The following is a 16,137-nucleotide window of genomic DNA, read 5'->3' on the forward strand; positions in this document are numbered from 1 at the left end:
CGATGTCCGGGTCGGTTGTCGTCTGCGCGCTTGCCTGCCGGTATCCGGAGGCGGCCAACCCGCGCCAGTTCTGGCGCAATCTCATGCACGGGCGGCGCGCATTCCGGGCGCTGCCCGATGCGCGTCTGCCGTTGGCCGCCTATACGCCGGAGCGCGTGGGTGTGGCGGATTCGATCACGCCGGTTCTGGCCGGATTGATCACCGATTGGCAGTTTGACCGGGCCCGCTTTCAGGTGCCGAAAGGCAGTTACGAGGCGACGGACCTGACGCATTGGCTGGCGCTGGAATTGACTGCAGAGATGCTGGACGGTCTTGGTGGCACCGGGGTTTTGCGGCGGGAGAGCACCGCGGTGATCGTGGCCAACACGCTGACCGGCGAGTTCAGCCGTGCCGGTCTGACCCGCCTGCGACGGCCTTTTCTGGACGAGATCCTGAGCGCCGCGCTGGAGGACGCCGGTGCGGATGAGACCAGCGGCGAGGTCATCCGGGCGCTCTTTGCCAAGCATCTGACGGAACGGTTGCCGGAACCGAGCGAAGATACGCTGGCCGGGGGGCTGGCCAATACGATCGCGGGGCGGATCGCCAATTATTTCGATTTCAACGGCGGTGCCTACACGGTGGACGGGGCCTGTTCGTCCTCGCTTCTGGCCGTGCACAATGCCGCGTCGATGCTCATGGAGGGCGCTGCGGATACGGTCATTGCCGGTGCGGTGGATCTCTCGCTCGATCCGTTCGAGTTGATCGGATTTTCCCGCAACGGCGCGCTTTCGGCCACGCGGATGCGGGTTTTTGATGAGCGCTCTGACGGGTTCTGGCCCGGCGAGGGAGCGGGGGTTGCCGTGTTCAAGCGCGAGGAGGACGCGCGGCGCGAGGGCTTGCCGATCCTTGCGCGTCTGCGTGGCTGGGCGATGTCGACCGATGGCGCGGGTGGTTTGACCCGGCCGGATGAAGCCGGCCAGCGGCTGGCTTGCGAGCGGGCCTTGGCCAAGGCCGATGTCGCGCCGCAAGATGTGGCCTATGTGGAGGCGCATGGCACCGGAACGCCGGTGGGCGATCCGACCGAAATTCGCGCTCTGGCGTCGCTGAACGCGGGCCGCGCCGCGCCGCTGCGGATCGGGTCGGTCAAGGCCAACATCGGCCATACAAAGGCTGCGGCCGGGTTTGCCGGGCTGATCAAGATCGTGCAGGGTTTTTCCGAAGGCGCGATACCGCCGCATGTGACCGGGGAGATGCCGAGCCGCGCCTTTGCCGAGACCGGAGACGTGGTCGCGCCGCTGCAGTCGGCTCTTCCGATTGGCGAGGCGCCGCTGATTGCGGGCCTGTCGAGCTTTGGCTTTGGCGGAATAAACGTTCACACGGTGTTCGAGAAGCCGGCGACCACGGGGCGTCCTGTCCTGCGTGATGCCCCGAAACGGCTCGATGCGACCGATCCGGGCGCAGAGCTTTTCCTGTTCAAGGCGGATGATACGGCCGGTCTTGTGGCTGCGCTCGACGATATTTTGCCAGTGCTGCCGAGCCTGTCGCTCGCGGATATGGCGGACATGGCGCGAGACTGCGCACGGCGGGCGCAGTTCGGTGCCTGCCGGCTGGCTTTTGTCGCGGCGCGCCCGGAGGTCCTGGCCGCGCGGGCGGTTGCGGCGCGCGACTGGTTGCAAAACGGCGCAGAGGCGTCGGCGCGGCCTCAGGGCATTCATGCCGATTTGAGCGGCGAGCGGCGCGAGATCTGCCTGTTGTTCTCAGGGCAGGCCGCCCCGGTGCGCGCGCCGTCCCCGCTGTGGTTGAGGCGGTTTCCGGTGTTGCAGCCCCTGGTCGGCGCGCTGCCGGACGCAATTCGCCCCGGTGATGCCGATACCGCCAATGCGCAGCCCGCCATCAGCTTTGCCAACCTTGCCGGTTTGCGTGTGCTGGAGCATCTCGGCGTGGAGGCGGATGACGCCATCGGCCACAGCCTTGGAGAGCTGGCCTCCTGTGTCTGGGCGGGGGCGATGGAGCCGGAGGCGGCGCTTGCGCTCGCGGCAGAGCGCGGGCGGATCATGGCGGAGTTTGGCGCGGCGGATGGTGCGATGATCCGCCTTGGTGCCGCTGCGGACGATTGCGAGGCCCTTCTGGCCGGAAGCGGTTGTGCGTTGGCCTGTCTCAATGGACCGCAGGAGACTGTGATTGCCGGGCAAAAGCCCGCACTGGAGCGGGTGGTGGCGCGCGCCAAGGGCATCGGGATAGAGGTGCAAAGGCTGAAGACATCCCATGCGTTCCACAGTGCGGATATGGCTCCGGCGCAGGTGCCGTTTGCCGAAGCAATGGCCCGCGTTCAGATCGGCGCCGCGACACGGGTCTACACCTCCACCATCCCGGCGCGGACTGACGATTTGCGCGCGCGCCTTGTGCGGCAACTGGTTGATCCGGTGATGTTTGCACCGGCCCTGGCGGCGTTGCAGGCGCGCAAACCGTTGTTCGTGGAATGTGGGCCGGGATCGGGGCTGGCGCGGCTCGCGCAGGTTTGCGGGCATGATGCGGTCGCATTGGATTCGCAAGGGCCGAGCCTTGAGCCATTGTTGGAGGTCTGCGCCACGCTGTATGCCGCCGGGCAGGACATCGACACAGGCGCCTTGTTTGCCGACCGTGGTCTCTATTCAGCGCCGCGCAGGACGCCGCCGGGGCTGCTGAGCAATCCCTGCGGATCGCGAGCGGCGCTGCCCGGGACCGGGGCCACGATCACACCGGTGGTGTCCCCGCCTCTCGCGCCCTCGTCCAATCCGGAGCCAGTGCCGACTGCCGAGGTGGCGCAAACGGCCGTAGACGGAGCAACGCCGCTCGATGTTGTGCTGGGTGCGGTCTGCGCCGAGACGGGCCTGCCGCTGCAGGGGCTCGATCCCGGAGCCAGGTTCCAGTCGGACCTGCATATGAATTCGCTGGCTGTGGTGCGTGTCGCGATGGCGTCGGCGCGCGCGCTTGGGCTGCGTTTCCTTGGCGCGCCGAGCGATTTTGCGGACGGCAATGCCCGTGATCTCGCCGAAGCGCTGGCCGAGCTGGCGGAGGCCGGAGGCGATGACGCGCAGCGACGGATCAACGGTGTGCAGCCATGGTTTCGCCCCTACGGCATGCAATGGGAGGCCGCGCCGTTTCCCGCTCCGGGCAATGCAACAAACGCCGTGCGGATCGTCGTGCCGACCCCGTTTGACCGGGCTGCGGCTGAAACCCTGTTCGCACAGCTGCAGGCCGCCGCCGGGGAGGGAAAGGTGCTTGAAATCCTGCACTGCGGCGCGCCGCTTTCGGCCTTTCTGCGCTCTGCGTTCCTTGAGCAGGCCTTCAGCGCCATCACGGCGATTGATCTTGGCGAGGCCGATGCGGCCGATCCAAGGGTGGCGACACTTTGCGCGGCGGCCCGGAACGGCGCGTTCCACGAATACCGGTTGCAACGGGACGATGGCCTGTCGGTGCCGGTATTTGCGCCGATGGAGCCGGTGCGTACGGCGGCGGGGCAGCCCTGCAATCCGGCCGTCATTCTCGCGGTGGGGTGCCATCGTGGCATTGGCACGGAATGCGCGTTGACGGCGGCAGGCGCGGATACGGAGATCATCTTTATCGGGCGCAGCCGGGCTGACGACCGGGAAATTCTGGAGACGCTTGAAACGGCCCGTGCGCGGGGCGTGGCGGCACGATACCTGCGCTGCGATGTCGGTGATTCGCGCGCCGTGGCCGATCTGGCGGCGCGTGTCGGCGGACCGGCGCCGGACATGCTGCTCTATGCGCCCGCGTTGAACGTGCCGCAGAAGCTTGGCGATCTTGCGCCAGAGTCCGTGTCCAGGACCCTCGCGCCAAAGACCACGGGTCTTTTGAACGTGTTGGAGCATTTCGGTGATGGGCTGACCCGGCTTGTGGCCTTCGGCTCGATCATCGGGCGGATCGGGCTGGAGGGCGAATGCCATTACGCCCTGGCTAACGCCATGCAGAGCCAGATCGTCGAAGCCTTTGCCGAGAGCCATCCGGACTGTGCGGCCCTGTCCCTGGAATGGACGGTCTGGTCCGGTGTCGGCATGGGCGAACGGCTTGGGATCGTGGAGCGTCTGGGCGCGCTTGGCGTCGATGCGCTGCCTTTTGATGCGGCGCTGCGTCTGTTCGAGGATATGCTGGTGGAGGGTGCGACAGGGACGGTCTGCATGACCGGGCGCTACGGCGACCGTGCGGATCTGCGCCGCACGCGCGGGCTTGTTTCGCTTCGGTTCACGGAGGAGATCCTGGTCGATTATCCGGGCACCGAACTCGTGGTCCAGACGCGGCTGACACCTGGGCGGGACCTGTACCTGCGCGATCATCGCGTGATGGGGCATGACGTTTTCCCCGGCGTCATGGCGCTTGAGGCGATGGCCCAAACCGCGCAGATGCTTGACCCTGAGGCGCAGGACTTTGCCGTGATCCGGGACGTGGCGTTTGATCGGGCGGTTGTGGTGCCGCCCGACGGTGCGCAGATCCGCATCGCGGTGCTGCGGGAGCCGGATGGGACGATATCGGCAGCGGTGTTCAGCGAGGACGACCAGTTCAGCGCGCCATGCCTGTCGGCCCGGTTCGCGCAGACCGGCGGCGGGGACGGTGCCGTTGACCTGTGCCTTGAGACAGCGGGCGTCTGCCTCGGCGATGCGGCGCCGCTCTATGGGCCGGTGTTTTTCCACGGCGCTCTCTTTGCCCGTGTCGGTGCGGTGTCGGCGGTCACGTCCCGCCAGGTCTCGGCGCAACTCACACACGCCCACGGCGGGCGCTGGTTTGGCGGATACGAGGCGCAGAGTCTATTGCTTGGCGACCCGTCGATTTCCGATGCGGCGATGCACATGCTGCAACTGGCGGTCCCTCATCGGCGGGTTCTGCCGTTGCATGTGGCGCAGATCGTGCGTCTGGGCAGGATTTCGGACACCGTGCGCATCGACGGGCGGGAAAATTGGGCGCGCGCGGGCGAGTACAGCTTTGACATGGCGGGATATGATGCGGAGGGGCGCTGTACGTTCCACTGGTGCGATGCCCGCTTTGCGGCACTCGCGGCAATCGACACTGCGGCGGCCTTGACGGCGGTCCCGGCCCTGGCAGAGCCGTTGTTGGAGCGGATGGCGCGGGAGCGTCTGGACGATAGCGCGCGGGTCGCGTTTGTTCACGACGCGACGTCGGATCGCGCCGCGCGGCGGCAGGTGGCCCTCAAACGGATGGCGCTGGCGGATGGCCGCGTTTTGCGCCGGGCCGATGGACGTCCGATCCTGCCCGAGGGAGAGGGGTATCTCAGTCTCAGCCACGGGCCGGATGTCACGCTCGCCCTGCGCGGCGAGATGCCTGTTGGCTGCGATCTGACCGATCCCGGCGAGAGATTTCCCGAAGGCCTGAACGCCGAAACGCAGACCGCTGCGGAGGTGCGGCGAAAGCTCGGCCTGGCCGAGCCGTTTGCGGCGGATCGGACGCATGAGGCCCTGACAGAGCTTACCATTGCACTTGCGCCCCTGCCGTTTGTCATCACCATGGGGCGGCTGGCGCTGACACCCCCTGACACCGAAGACATGACGGCCCGATTGGCCGATTGGGAGGCTGCCGAATGAATGCGCCACACACACCGAACACCGCCGGACGCGCCGCCGTTGCCCCGGCCTTTGTCTATCGCCATGCCATCGGGTTTGAAGAGACCAACGTGGTTGGAAATGTCTATTATGCCAAGCACATCTCCTGGCAGGGGCGCTGCCGCGAGATGTTTCTCAAGGCCCATGCGCCGGGTGTCTTGCAGCAGATCTACGACGATCTGCGGCTCGTGACGTTGAACATCGCCTGCGATTACTACGACGAGTTCCACGCCTTCGACGAGGTGGAGGTGCACATGCGGCTCGAAGGGATCTGGCAGCACAGGGTTGGCATGACTTTCGACTATTACCTCGGCGAGGGGGATCAGGCCCGATTGATGGCCGTCGGACGTCAGACGATCGGATGCATGCGGGCAACGCAGACTGGCATGGAGCCGATCGCCCCGCCGGACGAATTGCGCGCCGCACTCGAAAAGTTCGCGGCCAAATGAGTGCTGCGGGTCGTCAGACACCAGGTCAGACGGCGGATGCAGAGGCCGTCAGCGCCGTGATCCGGCAGATGAAGATGCCTGCCAATGGCACGGTGACGCTGGACGAATGGGCGGAGTATGCCGGGCTGAGCAAGTATCGGCTGACCGATGCCTTCCGCAGCTTGACGGGCATTCCGCCGATGACATTTCACAATGCCGAAAAGCTGGAGATCGCCAAGCGGCTGCTGGTGTTCGAGGACATGAGCGTCACCGACACCTGTTTCGACATCGGCTTTGAGAGTCTTGGCTCCTTCATCTCCAAATTCACGGCTCAGGTGGGGATTCCACCGGGCCGCTATGCCAAGACGATGCGCAGCACCGGGTTTGCCGAGCTGTTCATGCGAGCGCTGTCGCATGGGCTCGACGATGGTGCCGGAACCCGGGCCACCATGCGGTTGGTGTTCGAGCGGCCCATTCTGTCCGGAGCGCCGGGGATCGTTGCCGCCATCTTCAAGCGTCCGATTCCGAGCGGATATCCCAAGACATGGCGGTTCATTCACGCGCTGAGCAAGAGCACGACGCTGCCACGTGATACGGCTGGCTACTGCCTTGCCGCCAGCCTGCCGATCCGCCCGTCCATGGCGGAGTTGATCAACCTCAAGCCCGCGTTGATCGGCCGGGCGGCGCTGTGTCCGGACGTGGCCGAAACGCGCATGGAGATGGTGCGCCCGACCGTCTTTGACCCGCCGGTGACCCTCGCCGTACCCGCGCTGTTTTGCCGTGAAAGCAATAATTTGGCGCAGGCAGGCTGAGGCCAATTTTCGAGAAGCCGCCCTCGGCGATTCTGCGTAGTGTCGGGGTCAGAGAGGCTTGTCCCCCTATACCCACGCAGGACCGCAAACCGGTTCGGCAGCCCTGACGGGCAAGGCGTTTTGCGCCTGCGGGAGGGGTGTGCCTGCTGCTCTGCCCGTATTGCTTGGCAAGGACATCACCATGCGATCCCAGACCCGGACCAAAGCTATTGCGGCCGCTTTCACGGTCTTTGCAGCCTGTGCCGCTCCGGCCTCGGCCACGGCGCTGCTCTATGGGGATACGATCGACGTGCCGGTCAACCAGAATTTGGTTCTGGGCGCGGATGCCGATCCATCCGAAGTGGCGATCAGGGATATCGCGGCGCTGGTCGCGCGGCTCATGGATGCCATGGCGCGCAAGGATTACGACACGCTCAAGGCGCTTTACGTGCCGAATGCCGATGCGGTCTTTTTCTCCGGCGGCGAGAACTGGAAGACGCGGGGCACGGAGCGGTTCCTGCGCACGCAGATCCAGTGTCTGACAGCGGTCGGGGCCGTGGAGGTGCTGCCCTATGACATGCAGATGCAGTTTCTCGATGACGTGGTGATCACCACGCTCACCGGTCAGAACCACATGAAACTGGCCGAAGACAGGATTGCCAAGTCCAGCTGGCGTTGGTCGCTGGTCTTTCGGAGAAGCGGTGACTCCGAATGGCGCATTGCCCACGAACATTTTTCCCACCGGGAGGAATGAGCCGTGGTTTCACTCCCTCTTCACCATCACTCCCAAACCCCAAAAAAGGAACGATGACATGATCTTCAAGGACATGAAGCTTCCCTGTGCCGCGCTTGTCGGGGCCGGGCTTTCGCTGGCTCTGGCCAGCCAGGCCGGCGCCGAGGGCCCCGGTCCGGTCTATGACGAAGCGGCGCAAGCGGCCATTCAGGACCTGCTTGCCGAGATCCCCAATATGAATATCGAAGCGCTGCCCGCTCTGCCGATCCAGAGCTTTACACTGCCCGAGGCCGGTGTGGATGTGCTGCGCGCCAAAGTGACCGAGACCTACACCATCGAAGGGATCGGGACCGAGACGGTCGAGCTCGCTGGCTGGATCGCGGTTCTGCACGGTGATCCCGTGTCGATCATCGAAGGCGAGGCGGTGCGCTGGGAGAATTTCCAGGTCGGCACCGAGTTTGTCGGTCTCGACCTGCGTGCCGACAGTGCACTGTTCGGTCCGATTCAGGTGACGCTGAACCCGGATGCCACATCCATCGGCCGTGTCGGCATGTGGCCCGACAGCGCCGTGCCGTCGACGTTCCTGCAGCAGGTTGGTCTCAGCGAGGATGACATCGACGATCTGACCCGTCCGCCGGGCGAATGCGCTCCGATCCCGGATTCGACCAGTGGCGAGCGCACGACGCAGGGCGGGTGCTGCTATGCGCCACTGGCGGTCAAGGTCAGCATGACCGATCTCGATCTTGAGATGGTCTCGGAGCGTCCGGTCCTGATGTACTCCTATGTCGAGACCATCCCGCCGGTTGGCTATGTCGCCTCGACCAGCCTCGCGCCGCGCCCGCTGGTTGCGGACGGCCGCGCCGTTGGCACGCTGCAATCCGCCGCTGTGACCTTCCGCGAGATCGTCCATCACATGCCGCTGGATGGTCAGCTGCTTGATGGCCGTTTCGACGTCTTCGTCGCGTCGAACTGATTGTTTTCATGACAAAGGCGGCGCCGGGAGCATCCGGCGCCGCTTGATCGCGAAGCGGGGTATGATGGCAAACATCGACGCACAGTATTCTCAGGCGCGCATGCGGACGGCCCTCGCGGTGCCTGTGCGCCTGCGGTTTGTCCTGTTCGCGGTGCTGATGGCGGCGGCGGTGCTGTCGGCGGTCTCCCTGCCGGATCTGGAATGGCGGCTCAATGCCCGTGAGCTTGTCCCCGAAGAACAAACACAAGCCGCCAGCCGCGAGGCCGAGGCGGTCTTTGGCATTTCCGATACGCTAACCATCGGTGTCCTTGCGCGTGGCGGCGATGTGTTTGCGCCCGGACCATTGGCCCTGGTGCGTGATCTGTCCGGGGCGTTGCAGCAGATCCCCGGCGTGGCCCATGTGCGCAGCCTTGCGACGGTGCCGCAGGTCTCCATCGACGAGGGTCTGTTGCATGTTGTGCCAAAGCTGGCCGAGCGGGCGCCAGATCGGACGCTGGCCGAAACGCTGCGCCGTGACATCGTTGCGGCGGGAAAGGACAACGGCCTTTTGGTCTCTCGCGATCACGGCGCGACGATGATCGAACTGCAGATGTCAGAAGACGCCGATCCTGAGGCGGTCATCGCGGCGGTCGGGACCACCATGTCCGTCCACGCCGCAGGGGCGGAGCTGATCCTGACCGGGGCCAGCCTCGCACAGGCTGAGCTGGGCCGGGCGTTGGTTCGCGATCTCGCGGCGTTCTTGCCTGCCATGGGGCTGATCCTCGGACTTTTGTTGTTCGCGCTTTATCGCCATGCGCTGCCGGTGCTGGCGATCTTGCTGAAGCTGGCGCTGACGATCTTGCTCACTGCGGGGGCCATGGCGGGCCTTGGCATCGCCGTCTATGTCCCGACGCTGATCCTGCCGGTGGTTATCCTGGTGATCGCGGTCTCGGACGATATCTACGTGATCGACCAGAGTCTGGCGCAACTCGGGGAACAGCCGGCCGCGGCGTGGCAGGAGTGCATTGGCCGTGCCTTGGTCCATGCCATGCCCGCCGTCACCTTCTCGGCGCTGACCACCAGCGGCGGGCTTCTGGCGCTGATGTTGACGCGGCTGACCGCCTATGCGGATTTCGCGCTGGCCGGGGCCATCGGTATCCTGATTTCCTTTCTACTGACCGTCAGTTTTCTGCCTGCCTGTCTCGCGCTGGCGAGCCGCGCCACTGCGCAGACAGCGCAAGTCAGGCGGGAGCGGGTGCGCGGCCTGATGCGCGGTCTGTGGCTGCGCAGAACCGAGCGGCGTGGTTTGGTACTTGGCGTCATGGGGCTGATCGCCGTGATCGGACTTCTTGCCGTGCCAAAGCTGCGCATCAACGACAGCTGGCTGGCCAATCTGCCTGCTGGCAGCGCTGTGGTTGTCGCCGACGAAAGCCTGTCGCGCCACGTCGCAGGAACCACGCAGTTGCACTTGCTTCTCGCCGATCGGCAGGGCGGGTCCCTGCTGGACGGCACCGTTGCGCGCCGGGTGTTCGAAGCAGAACGTCGCCTGGCATCCGCGCCGGGTGTCGGGGCTCTGGTGCCGGTGCATGATGATATCATGCGGCTCAACGCGGCGCTGCGCGGCGAGGCGTTTCATGCCTTCGATCACCTGCGCCGGGTCGAGGGCACCGCGCCAGGCGAGCTGCTGCAAGGGGATATGATCGTGCGGACATTCCGCCGCTATCCGCTGGCGCCCCGGACCACCGCCGATGGCAGTCAGGGGCTTGTCACACTGTATTTGCGCGCGGCGGATTACCATTCGGTTGGCAGCGTTCTGAACGGGGCCGTTGCGGCGGTAAACGCCTCGGATCTCGGGCTGACGTTGGTCCCCTTCGGTGAGGCATGGGATGGCTACCGTGCCATCGACCTCGTGGTGGACGGCTTTCCAAAGACACTGGCCGGGGCGTTGTTGCTGACCTTCGGTCTCGCGGCGCTGCTGTTTCGCAGCCTGCGGGCGGCGTTTCTCGTGTTTCTGCCAACGCTGAGCACGATCCTTTTGTTGCTGGCGCTGTTGGCCATGGCGGGCAAGAGCCTCGGCATTGCGACGGCGATGTTCGCCGCCATCGCGATCGGGGCCAGTGTCGATTACTCCATCCATTTGCTTGTGGCCTGCCGCAACGCACAAAACGCGGGGCTTGACCGGCGGGCGGCGATGGATGCGGCGCTGGCCCTGACCGCTCCGGCCACGATCTCGGCGGCGCTTGCGGCCTTTGGCGGGCTGTCGGTGCTGATCCTGTCGTCGGTGCCGCCCAATCTCGACCTTGGTTTGCTGATCTGCGCGAGCCTTGTGCTCTCGGCCGCGCTGTCTCTGTCCCTGATCCCGACATTGTCACGGATGCAAAAAACGGAGCGCAGAGCATGAAGCGACTGGCGGCCATCCTTCTGGCCATGACGATGGCAACCCTGTCCAGTGCCGAGACCGCGCTCGATCTGGTCAGGCGGTACAACGCCCGGCCCATTGCGGCGCAGGGATGGCAAAGTGTCGATCTGGACTTGCTGTCCGGCGATACGGTGACCCGGCATTTCGGCGTGGTGAACGCCTGGGCGGCCGCACCTGGCATAGTCAGCACCCTGTTCCTGCTGCGCACGCCGGAAGGCCTGCGCGGCACGAATTACCTTCTGAAAGAACCGCGGGACCGCACGGACGTGCTCGACGTTTTCCTGCATTTGCCCGTGGGCCTGAAGCAGGTGATCGCCTTGGAGCCCGCGCAGCTGGACGAGGGGTTGCTCGGGTCGGATTTCGCCTACCGTGACATCCGCTGGCTTCTGCCAGAGCAGGGCATGACTTACGCGGTGGTGGGCCGTGACACCATCGGAGGGGGTGCGGTCACCGTGATCGAGGCCCGGCCCGATACGCAGACCGCCGCCACGGTGCTGTGGGATCACGCGCGCTTCTACATCGGTGATGCGCCGCTCTTTCTCATGGGAGCCGATTACTTCACCGAGGATGCCACGGGCGAGACCGCGATGAAGAAGATGCGCGTGGACGATATCGCCCGGATCGACGGGCATTGGATCGCAACGCGCATGACCATGCGGGTTGGCGCGGACCGTTGGTCCCGGATCACGCTCCGCGATGTCGAATTTGCCGCCAAAGGGTACGGCGCCGAGGCCTTCCTGCCCGCGTCGCTGCCCATTTTGGGAACCGCGCTGCGCGAGACCGGGGCGGCGACGTTGCATGATGGAGGACAGGCCGATGAATAAGATGTTGATCGCATGCCTTGCGGGCGGTCTGTTGGGGATGCCTGTCGCTGCGCAGGTTGCCGAGAGCCGCGACGATCTCTACGGTCTCGCGCTGCCCTATCCTTTGGTGCATCTGGTTCATTCGAGAGATGCTGGCAAGGCCGGGACAACCGCCCATCTGATGGCCGAGGACCCCTTCCTTCTTTACACGCTCGGGCGGGATCTGATCCGGCGGCAATACGGTTTTGAGCATGGCGCTTTCGGCCAGACCGGTGATGCGTCGATCCCGCTTTATGCGGGCGGCGTTGGGCAATCCGGTGTGCCGCGCTTTGCTCGTGATCACGCCAACAGCTGCGGCGGTTGCCATTCGATGCCCCATCCGGAGCCGGGGGCCGGGCAGACGATTGCCTCGACCGGCGGCATGGGGCGCAACACGCCGCATTTCTTTGGCGCCGGTCTGATCGAGATGATTGGCGAAGAGGTCCGGCGCAGCCTGATGGCGCGCTATGACCTCAACGAAAACGGCTGGATCGACCGCGCAGAGGTGGCGGCCCCTGCACCGGCATTGGTGGCGCCTGTGCCGGGTGGCCCGGAGGTCTCCTATGGGGATCTTGCGCCCGATGCCTTTGGCGTGCCGCAGCTCAACAGTGTTTTTCGCGTCTGGTATGTGGACGCCACGGGGCGGGTGCTGAATGAGGCCATGGGGCTCGATGATCCTGCGGTCGCCGGGTTCGGATTTGTCATGCAGCCATTCGGCTGGGGGCGCGGGGACCGGCGGCTTGAAGACGGGCGGCGCATGGCGCAGGGCGCGGAGGCGTCCAGCGTCCGGCAGTTCTTTGTTGCGGCTTCGGATTTGCACATGGGCATGGAGGCGCAGGATGCGTCGCTGATTGCGCCGTTCGGCCAGCGGCTCGCCGGGCGATCGCTGTCTGGGGCGATGCAGGTCGATTTCGGTGACGTGGTGGATCGCGGGACGGCCCATGATGCGCGCGGTCTGTCGCTCGACGATCCTGATGGCGATGGGGCGCGGGCGGAGCTGTCCGAGGGCGATGCGGATGCCGCCGAGTTCTACATGCTTCATGTGCCGCCTCCGGCCGTCGATCCCCTGCCGGATTACGAGCGCGGCAAGGCGCTCTTCTCCCAGGTCGGTTGTGGCACCTGTCATGTTCAGAACTGGCTGCTTCCGGCGGGCGATCCGGTGAAGGGGACGGGCGGCGATCGCCGGGTGTTCGATCTGGCCCTGCGGTCGGGTTCCGCCGGGCCGGAGGGTCGTCTGATTGATCTGACCGTAGGCTCTGGCGCTGCGCGGCGCGGCGCGGTTTCGGTCGCGGGGGTCTATTCCGATTTCAAACACTGGGATCTCGGGCCGGGGTTCGAAGAGGTGCGATATGACGGAACTGTGCAAAGAACGCACCGGACCGCGCCGCTGTGGGGTGTTGGATCGACGGCGCCGTTCGGACATTCGGGCCAATACATGACCTTGCACGCGGCGATTGCCGCGCATGGCGGCGCGGCGCAGGGCGCTCGGGACGGCTATCTTGCGCTTGCCAGCGAAGAGCGGGCGGCCGTGGTCGATTTCCTGCGTTCGCTTGTCCTTTATGTCAGCGACGAGCTGCCGACCGATCTTGACGGGGACGGGATCATCGCCGGTGATTTCGTGGTGAACGGGCAGGGCATGGGATACGAGCGTTTCGATCCGCGCTTCCTCATGCGCACACCGCCGCAATTCCGGGAAATTGCGCGCGTTTCGGATCATGAGGGGCGCAGCGTCCCCTTGACGATCCTGGAGAACGCGGACGCGCTTTATGGCCTGACGTTGCCGTATCGCCGCGATACGGATGGGGACGGGGTGCCGGACATTCTGGCCGATGGCGAAATCCTGACAGGAGCGGGCCAATGAAGGTGGGTATGACACTGGCAGTCATGATCGTGCTGAGCGGCACCGGTGCCGCGATGGCGCAGGCCATCGAACGTCCCGATGATCCGCTCGGCATGGCCATTCGGGAGCCGCGTGTGCGGGTCGTCCATGATGATGCGCCGGGGCTGGCGGGCACGTCGATGGACCTTCAGACGACGGACCCGTGGCTGGCCTACAAGCGGGGAAATTCGCTGTTCCAGCGGGAATGGCGCATCGAGGACGGTGTGTTCGCGCTTGCCGCCGACGGCTATGCCGAAGCCAATGCCAATTCCTGTGCTATGTGCCACAACATGCCGTACCGCAGCGGCGGTTTTGGCGGCAACGCGGCGGCCCCGGTGGGCCATGGCCGCAACATTCCGCACCTGTTTGGTGTCGGACTGATCGAGATGATCGGCTTGCAAATCCGGCAGGATCTCTATGCGCGGTACGATACCAACGGCAACGGCTTCCTGGATGTGCCCGCCGAGACCGAGGGGCAGGAGGCGCTGGTTGAGCCTGTGCCGGGGCAGATCCTGTCGTATGGATACCTCGATGATCTGGACGGCGACGGCGGGCCGGATCTGAACATGATGCTGACGGTGAACTTCGTCGATGCGCAGGGTCGCGTGATCAAGAGCGCCTGGGATGGCGGTCCTGCCCGGCTCGGGGCGTCCGGGGTGGCCGGATATGATCTGTCGGCCGGGATTTTTGCCGCGTCGATCAGCGACCACCAGTTTCCGACGCTGCGCCGCTTTTCCGAAGGGGTCATGCGCTCTGTCATGGGGTTTCGGATCGAAGCGCGGCAGGGCGAGGCGGACGAAGGGCGCCACGGCGACCGGGTGGCGGGCGATGGCTGGGGACCGGTGTCCAACGCGGGCGCGGCACAGTTGATCCTGCCTGCGCCGGATTTCGCGGCGCTTGATCCGGACGACTGTGAGGCAAGGAAAGACTCGATCAGCGCCGGCGAGATTGATCTTCTGGAGTGGTATCTTCTGAATGCGCCGCGTCCGGGGCGTGCAGAGGCTACCCCGCAGAGCACCCGGGGCGCGGCGCTCTTTGCCGAAACCGGCTGCGCGGAGTGCCATGTCGCGGATTGGCAGATCAAGGGGCGTGATCCGCTTATGGGACACAGCGGCGACCGCCGGTTCTTTGATCTCGCGGTTGTCGTGGATGCGGAAGGAATCGCGCGAGGGGACCTGGCGATGCTGGCGGACCGGGACGGGGAAGGGGTTTGGCAGCGGCGTTTCGGCCCGACGCGGGTGCAGGGCATCTACAGCGATTTTCGCCATCACGAAATGGGCGAGCGGTTTGCCGAGTATTACTATGGCCGCCGCGCGGATCGCGCCTTTGCCTTGCGCCGGTTCCGCACCCCGCCGCTCTGGGGTGTCGGCTCTTCGGCGCCCTACGGGCACGACGGGCGCAGCCCGACGCTGGACCATGTCATCCGGCGCCATGGTGGAGAGGCAGAGGCCGCCGCGCAGGGCTATGCGGCGCTCGATGATGCGGGGCGCGCCGATATTCTGGCGTTCCTGTCGTCGCTTGTCCTCTATCAGCCCGATCAGGTGCAGGTGGATCTGGACGGAGATGGTGCCGTGCAGGCAATGGTGACCCGTTCGGGGCGAGAGCTCGGGCCCGAACGCTTCCGGCCCGAACTGCTGTTTGCGCAGACCCCGGTCTATGCCGGGTGGGATGCGGGACATGACCGGTTTTCCCTCGCCATGCTGAACGTCGAAGCGGCCTATGGGCTGGCATTGCCGGCGCTTGTCGATGTGGACGGCGATCAGATGCCCGACATCCTTCAGGCGGGGTCCGGGACGGGCGCCTGTCCGAAGATGACCAACGCCATGCAGTAACAATAAGAGACAAAAGACAGCGAAGAGGACGATACCAATGAACGATGTCACGCTTTTCGGATTGCCGCCCAGCACATATGTGCGCACCGCCGCCATGGTGCTTGATGCAAAGGGGGTGCGCCATTCGGTCGAGTTTCCGGATTTTCGCACCGGAGGCTATCGGGAGATCCACCCCTTTGGCCGGATTCCCGCGCTGCGCCATGGCGACCTGGTGCTCTATGAGACGCTTGCCATCGCGACCTACGTGGACGAGGCCTTCGAGGGGCCGGCCTTGCAGCCCGGCGATGCGGCGGGCCGGGCGCGGATGATGCAGTGGATCAGCGCAATCAACGATTATGTCTACGCCTCGTTTGTCGGCGGCTGCATTGCCGAGCGCTTCGTCAAGCCGATGCGCGGGATGCAGACCGACGAGGCGGTGATCAAGGCGGCAACGCCGACCATCGCCGCGCATCTCGGCATTCTGGATGCGGCTCTCGCCGACACGCCCTTTCTTGCCGGGGACGGCCTGTCTCTGGCCGATTTTTTCCTCGCGCCGATCATGGCCTATCTTGAGAACACGCCCGAAGGAGAGGCGCTCCTGCCCGAGCGGGGCAACCTCGTGGCATGGTCCCGGCAGATGGCATCGCTTCCGGGTTATGACAGGGTCAATACAATGCCTGTGGAGGCCTGA

The 16,137-nt window shown here is 65.4% G+C and carries 10 protein-coding genes; all 10 read left to right on the forward strand.

Annotated features, from left to right (window positions below):
* Nucleotides 1–2: 2 nt before the first annotated feature.
* The 10 genes from ACN2XU_RS00140 to ACN2XU_RS00185 all read left to right on the forward strand — a co-directional run bounded on the left by ACN2XU_RS00140 (nt 3) and on the right by ACN2XU_RS00185 (nt 16,137).
* On the forward strand, nt 3–5,573 hold the full coding sequence (locus tag ACN2XU_RS00140; protein ID WP_419408813.1) for an SDR family NAD(P)-dependent oxidoreductase: 5,571 nt from the start codon (nt 3–5) through the stop codon (nt 5,571–5,573).
* Nucleotides 5,570–6,040, forward strand: coding sequence for an acyl-CoA thioesterase (locus ACN2XU_RS00145; RefSeq protein WP_419408352.1), 471 nt, complete (start codon nt 5,570–5,572; stop codon nt 6,038–6,040). Before ACN2XU_RS00140 ends, ACN2XU_RS00145 begins: the two co-directional genes overlap by 4 nt.
* Nucleotides 6,037–6,831 (forward strand): helix-turn-helix domain-containing protein, encoded by a 795-nt coding sequence (locus ACN2XU_RS00150; protein WP_419408353.1) that lies wholly within the window; start codon nt 6,037–6,039, stop codon nt 6,829–6,831. The genes ACN2XU_RS00145 and ACN2XU_RS00150 overlap by 4 nt, the downstream gene beginning before the upstream one ends.
* A 181-nt stretch (nt 6,832–7,012) precedes the next feature.
* Nucleotides 7,013–7,564 (forward strand): YybH family protein, encoded by a 552-nt coding sequence (locus ACN2XU_RS00155; RefSeq protein ID WP_419408354.1) that lies wholly within the window; start codon nt 7,013–7,015, stop codon nt 7,562–7,564.
* Nucleotides 7,565–7,622: 58 nt separating this feature from the next.
* Complete coding sequence (locus ACN2XU_RS00160; protein ID WP_419408355.1) at nt 7,623–8,516, forward strand: DUF6073 family protein; 894 nt, start codon at nt 7,623–7,625, stop codon at nt 8,514–8,516.
* A 64-nt stretch (nt 8,517–8,580) separates the two neighbouring features.
* Nucleotides 8,581–10,896: an efflux RND transporter permease subunit gene (locus tag ACN2XU_RS00165; RefSeq protein ID WP_419408356.1), complete on the forward strand. Its 2,316-nt coding sequence runs from the start codon at nt 8,581–8,583 to the stop codon at nt 10,894–10,896.
* Entirely contained in the window at nt 10,893–11,738 is an 846-nt protein-coding gene (locus tag ACN2XU_RS00170) for an outer membrane lipoprotein-sorting protein (protein ID WP_419408357.1), read from the forward strand. The genes ACN2XU_RS00165 and ACN2XU_RS00170 overlap by 4 nt, the downstream gene beginning before the upstream one ends.
* Nucleotides 11,731–13,617, forward strand: a complete 1,887-nt coding sequence (locus tag ACN2XU_RS00175; RefSeq protein WP_419408358.1) for a di-heme oxidoredictase family protein — start codon at nt 11,731–11,733, stop codon at nt 13,615–13,617. Before ACN2XU_RS00170 ends, ACN2XU_RS00175 begins: the two co-directional genes overlap by 8 nt.
* Nucleotides 13,614–15,467, forward strand: coding sequence for a di-heme oxidoredictase family protein (locus ACN2XU_RS00180; protein WP_419408359.1), 1,854 nt, complete (start codon nt 13,614–13,616; stop codon nt 15,465–15,467). The genes ACN2XU_RS00175 and ACN2XU_RS00180 overlap by 4 nt, the downstream gene beginning before the upstream one ends.
* Nucleotides 15,468–15,504: 37 nt before the next feature.
* On the forward strand, nt 15,505–16,137 hold the full coding sequence (locus ACN2XU_RS00185) for a glutathione S-transferase family protein (RefSeq protein ID WP_419408360.1): 633 nt from the start codon (nt 15,505–15,507) through the stop codon (nt 16,135–16,137).

This window comes from Pacificoceanicola niger, from assembly GCF_048553275.1.
In the GTDB taxonomy this organism is placed as follows: domain Bacteria; phylum Pseudomonadota; class Alphaproteobacteria; order Rhodobacterales; family Rhodobacteraceae; genus Pacificoceanicola.

What these genes read in the sequence shown, in the direction of transcription:
- ACN2XU_RS00150 (WP_419408353.1), top strand. Translation starts at nt 6,037, where the DNA reads ATGAGTGCTGCGGGTCGTCAGACACCAGGTCAGACGGCGGATGCAGAG.
- ACN2XU_RS00155 (WP_419408354.1), top strand. Translation starts at nt 7,013, where the DNA reads ATGCGATCCCAGACCCGGACCAAAGCTATTGCGGCCGCTTTCACGGTC.
- ACN2XU_RS00165 (WP_419408356.1), top strand. Translation starts at nt 8,581, where the DNA reads ATGGCAAACATCGACGCACAGTATTCTCAGGCGCGCATGCGGACGGCC.
- ACN2XU_RS00175 (WP_419408358.1), top strand. Translation starts at nt 11,731, where the DNA reads ATGAATAAGATGTTGATCGCATGCCTTGCGGGCGGTCTGTTGGGGATG.
- ACN2XU_RS00180 (WP_419408359.1), top strand. Translation starts at nt 13,614, where the DNA reads ATGAAGGTGGGTATGACACTGGCAGTCATGATCGTGCTGAGCGGCACC.
- ACN2XU_RS00140 (WP_419408813.1), top strand. Translation starts at nt 3, where the DNA reads ATGTCCGGGTCGGTTGTCGTCTGCGCGCTTGCCTGCCGGTATCCGGAG.
- ACN2XU_RS00170 (WP_419408357.1), top strand. Translation starts at nt 10,893, where the DNA reads ATGAAGCGACTGGCGGCCATCCTTCTGGCCATGACGATGGCAACCCTG.
- ACN2XU_RS00145 (WP_419408352.1), top strand. Translation starts at nt 5,570, where the DNA reads ATGAATGCGCCACACACACCGAACACCGCCGGACGCGCCGCCGTTGCC.
- ACN2XU_RS00160 (WP_419408355.1), top strand. Translation starts at nt 7,623, where the DNA reads ATGATCTTCAAGGACATGAAGCTTCCCTGTGCCGCGCTTGTCGGGGCC.
- ACN2XU_RS00185 (WP_419408360.1), top strand. Translation starts at nt 15,505, where the DNA reads ATGAACGATGTCACGCTTTTCGGATTGCCGCCCAGCACATATGTGCGC.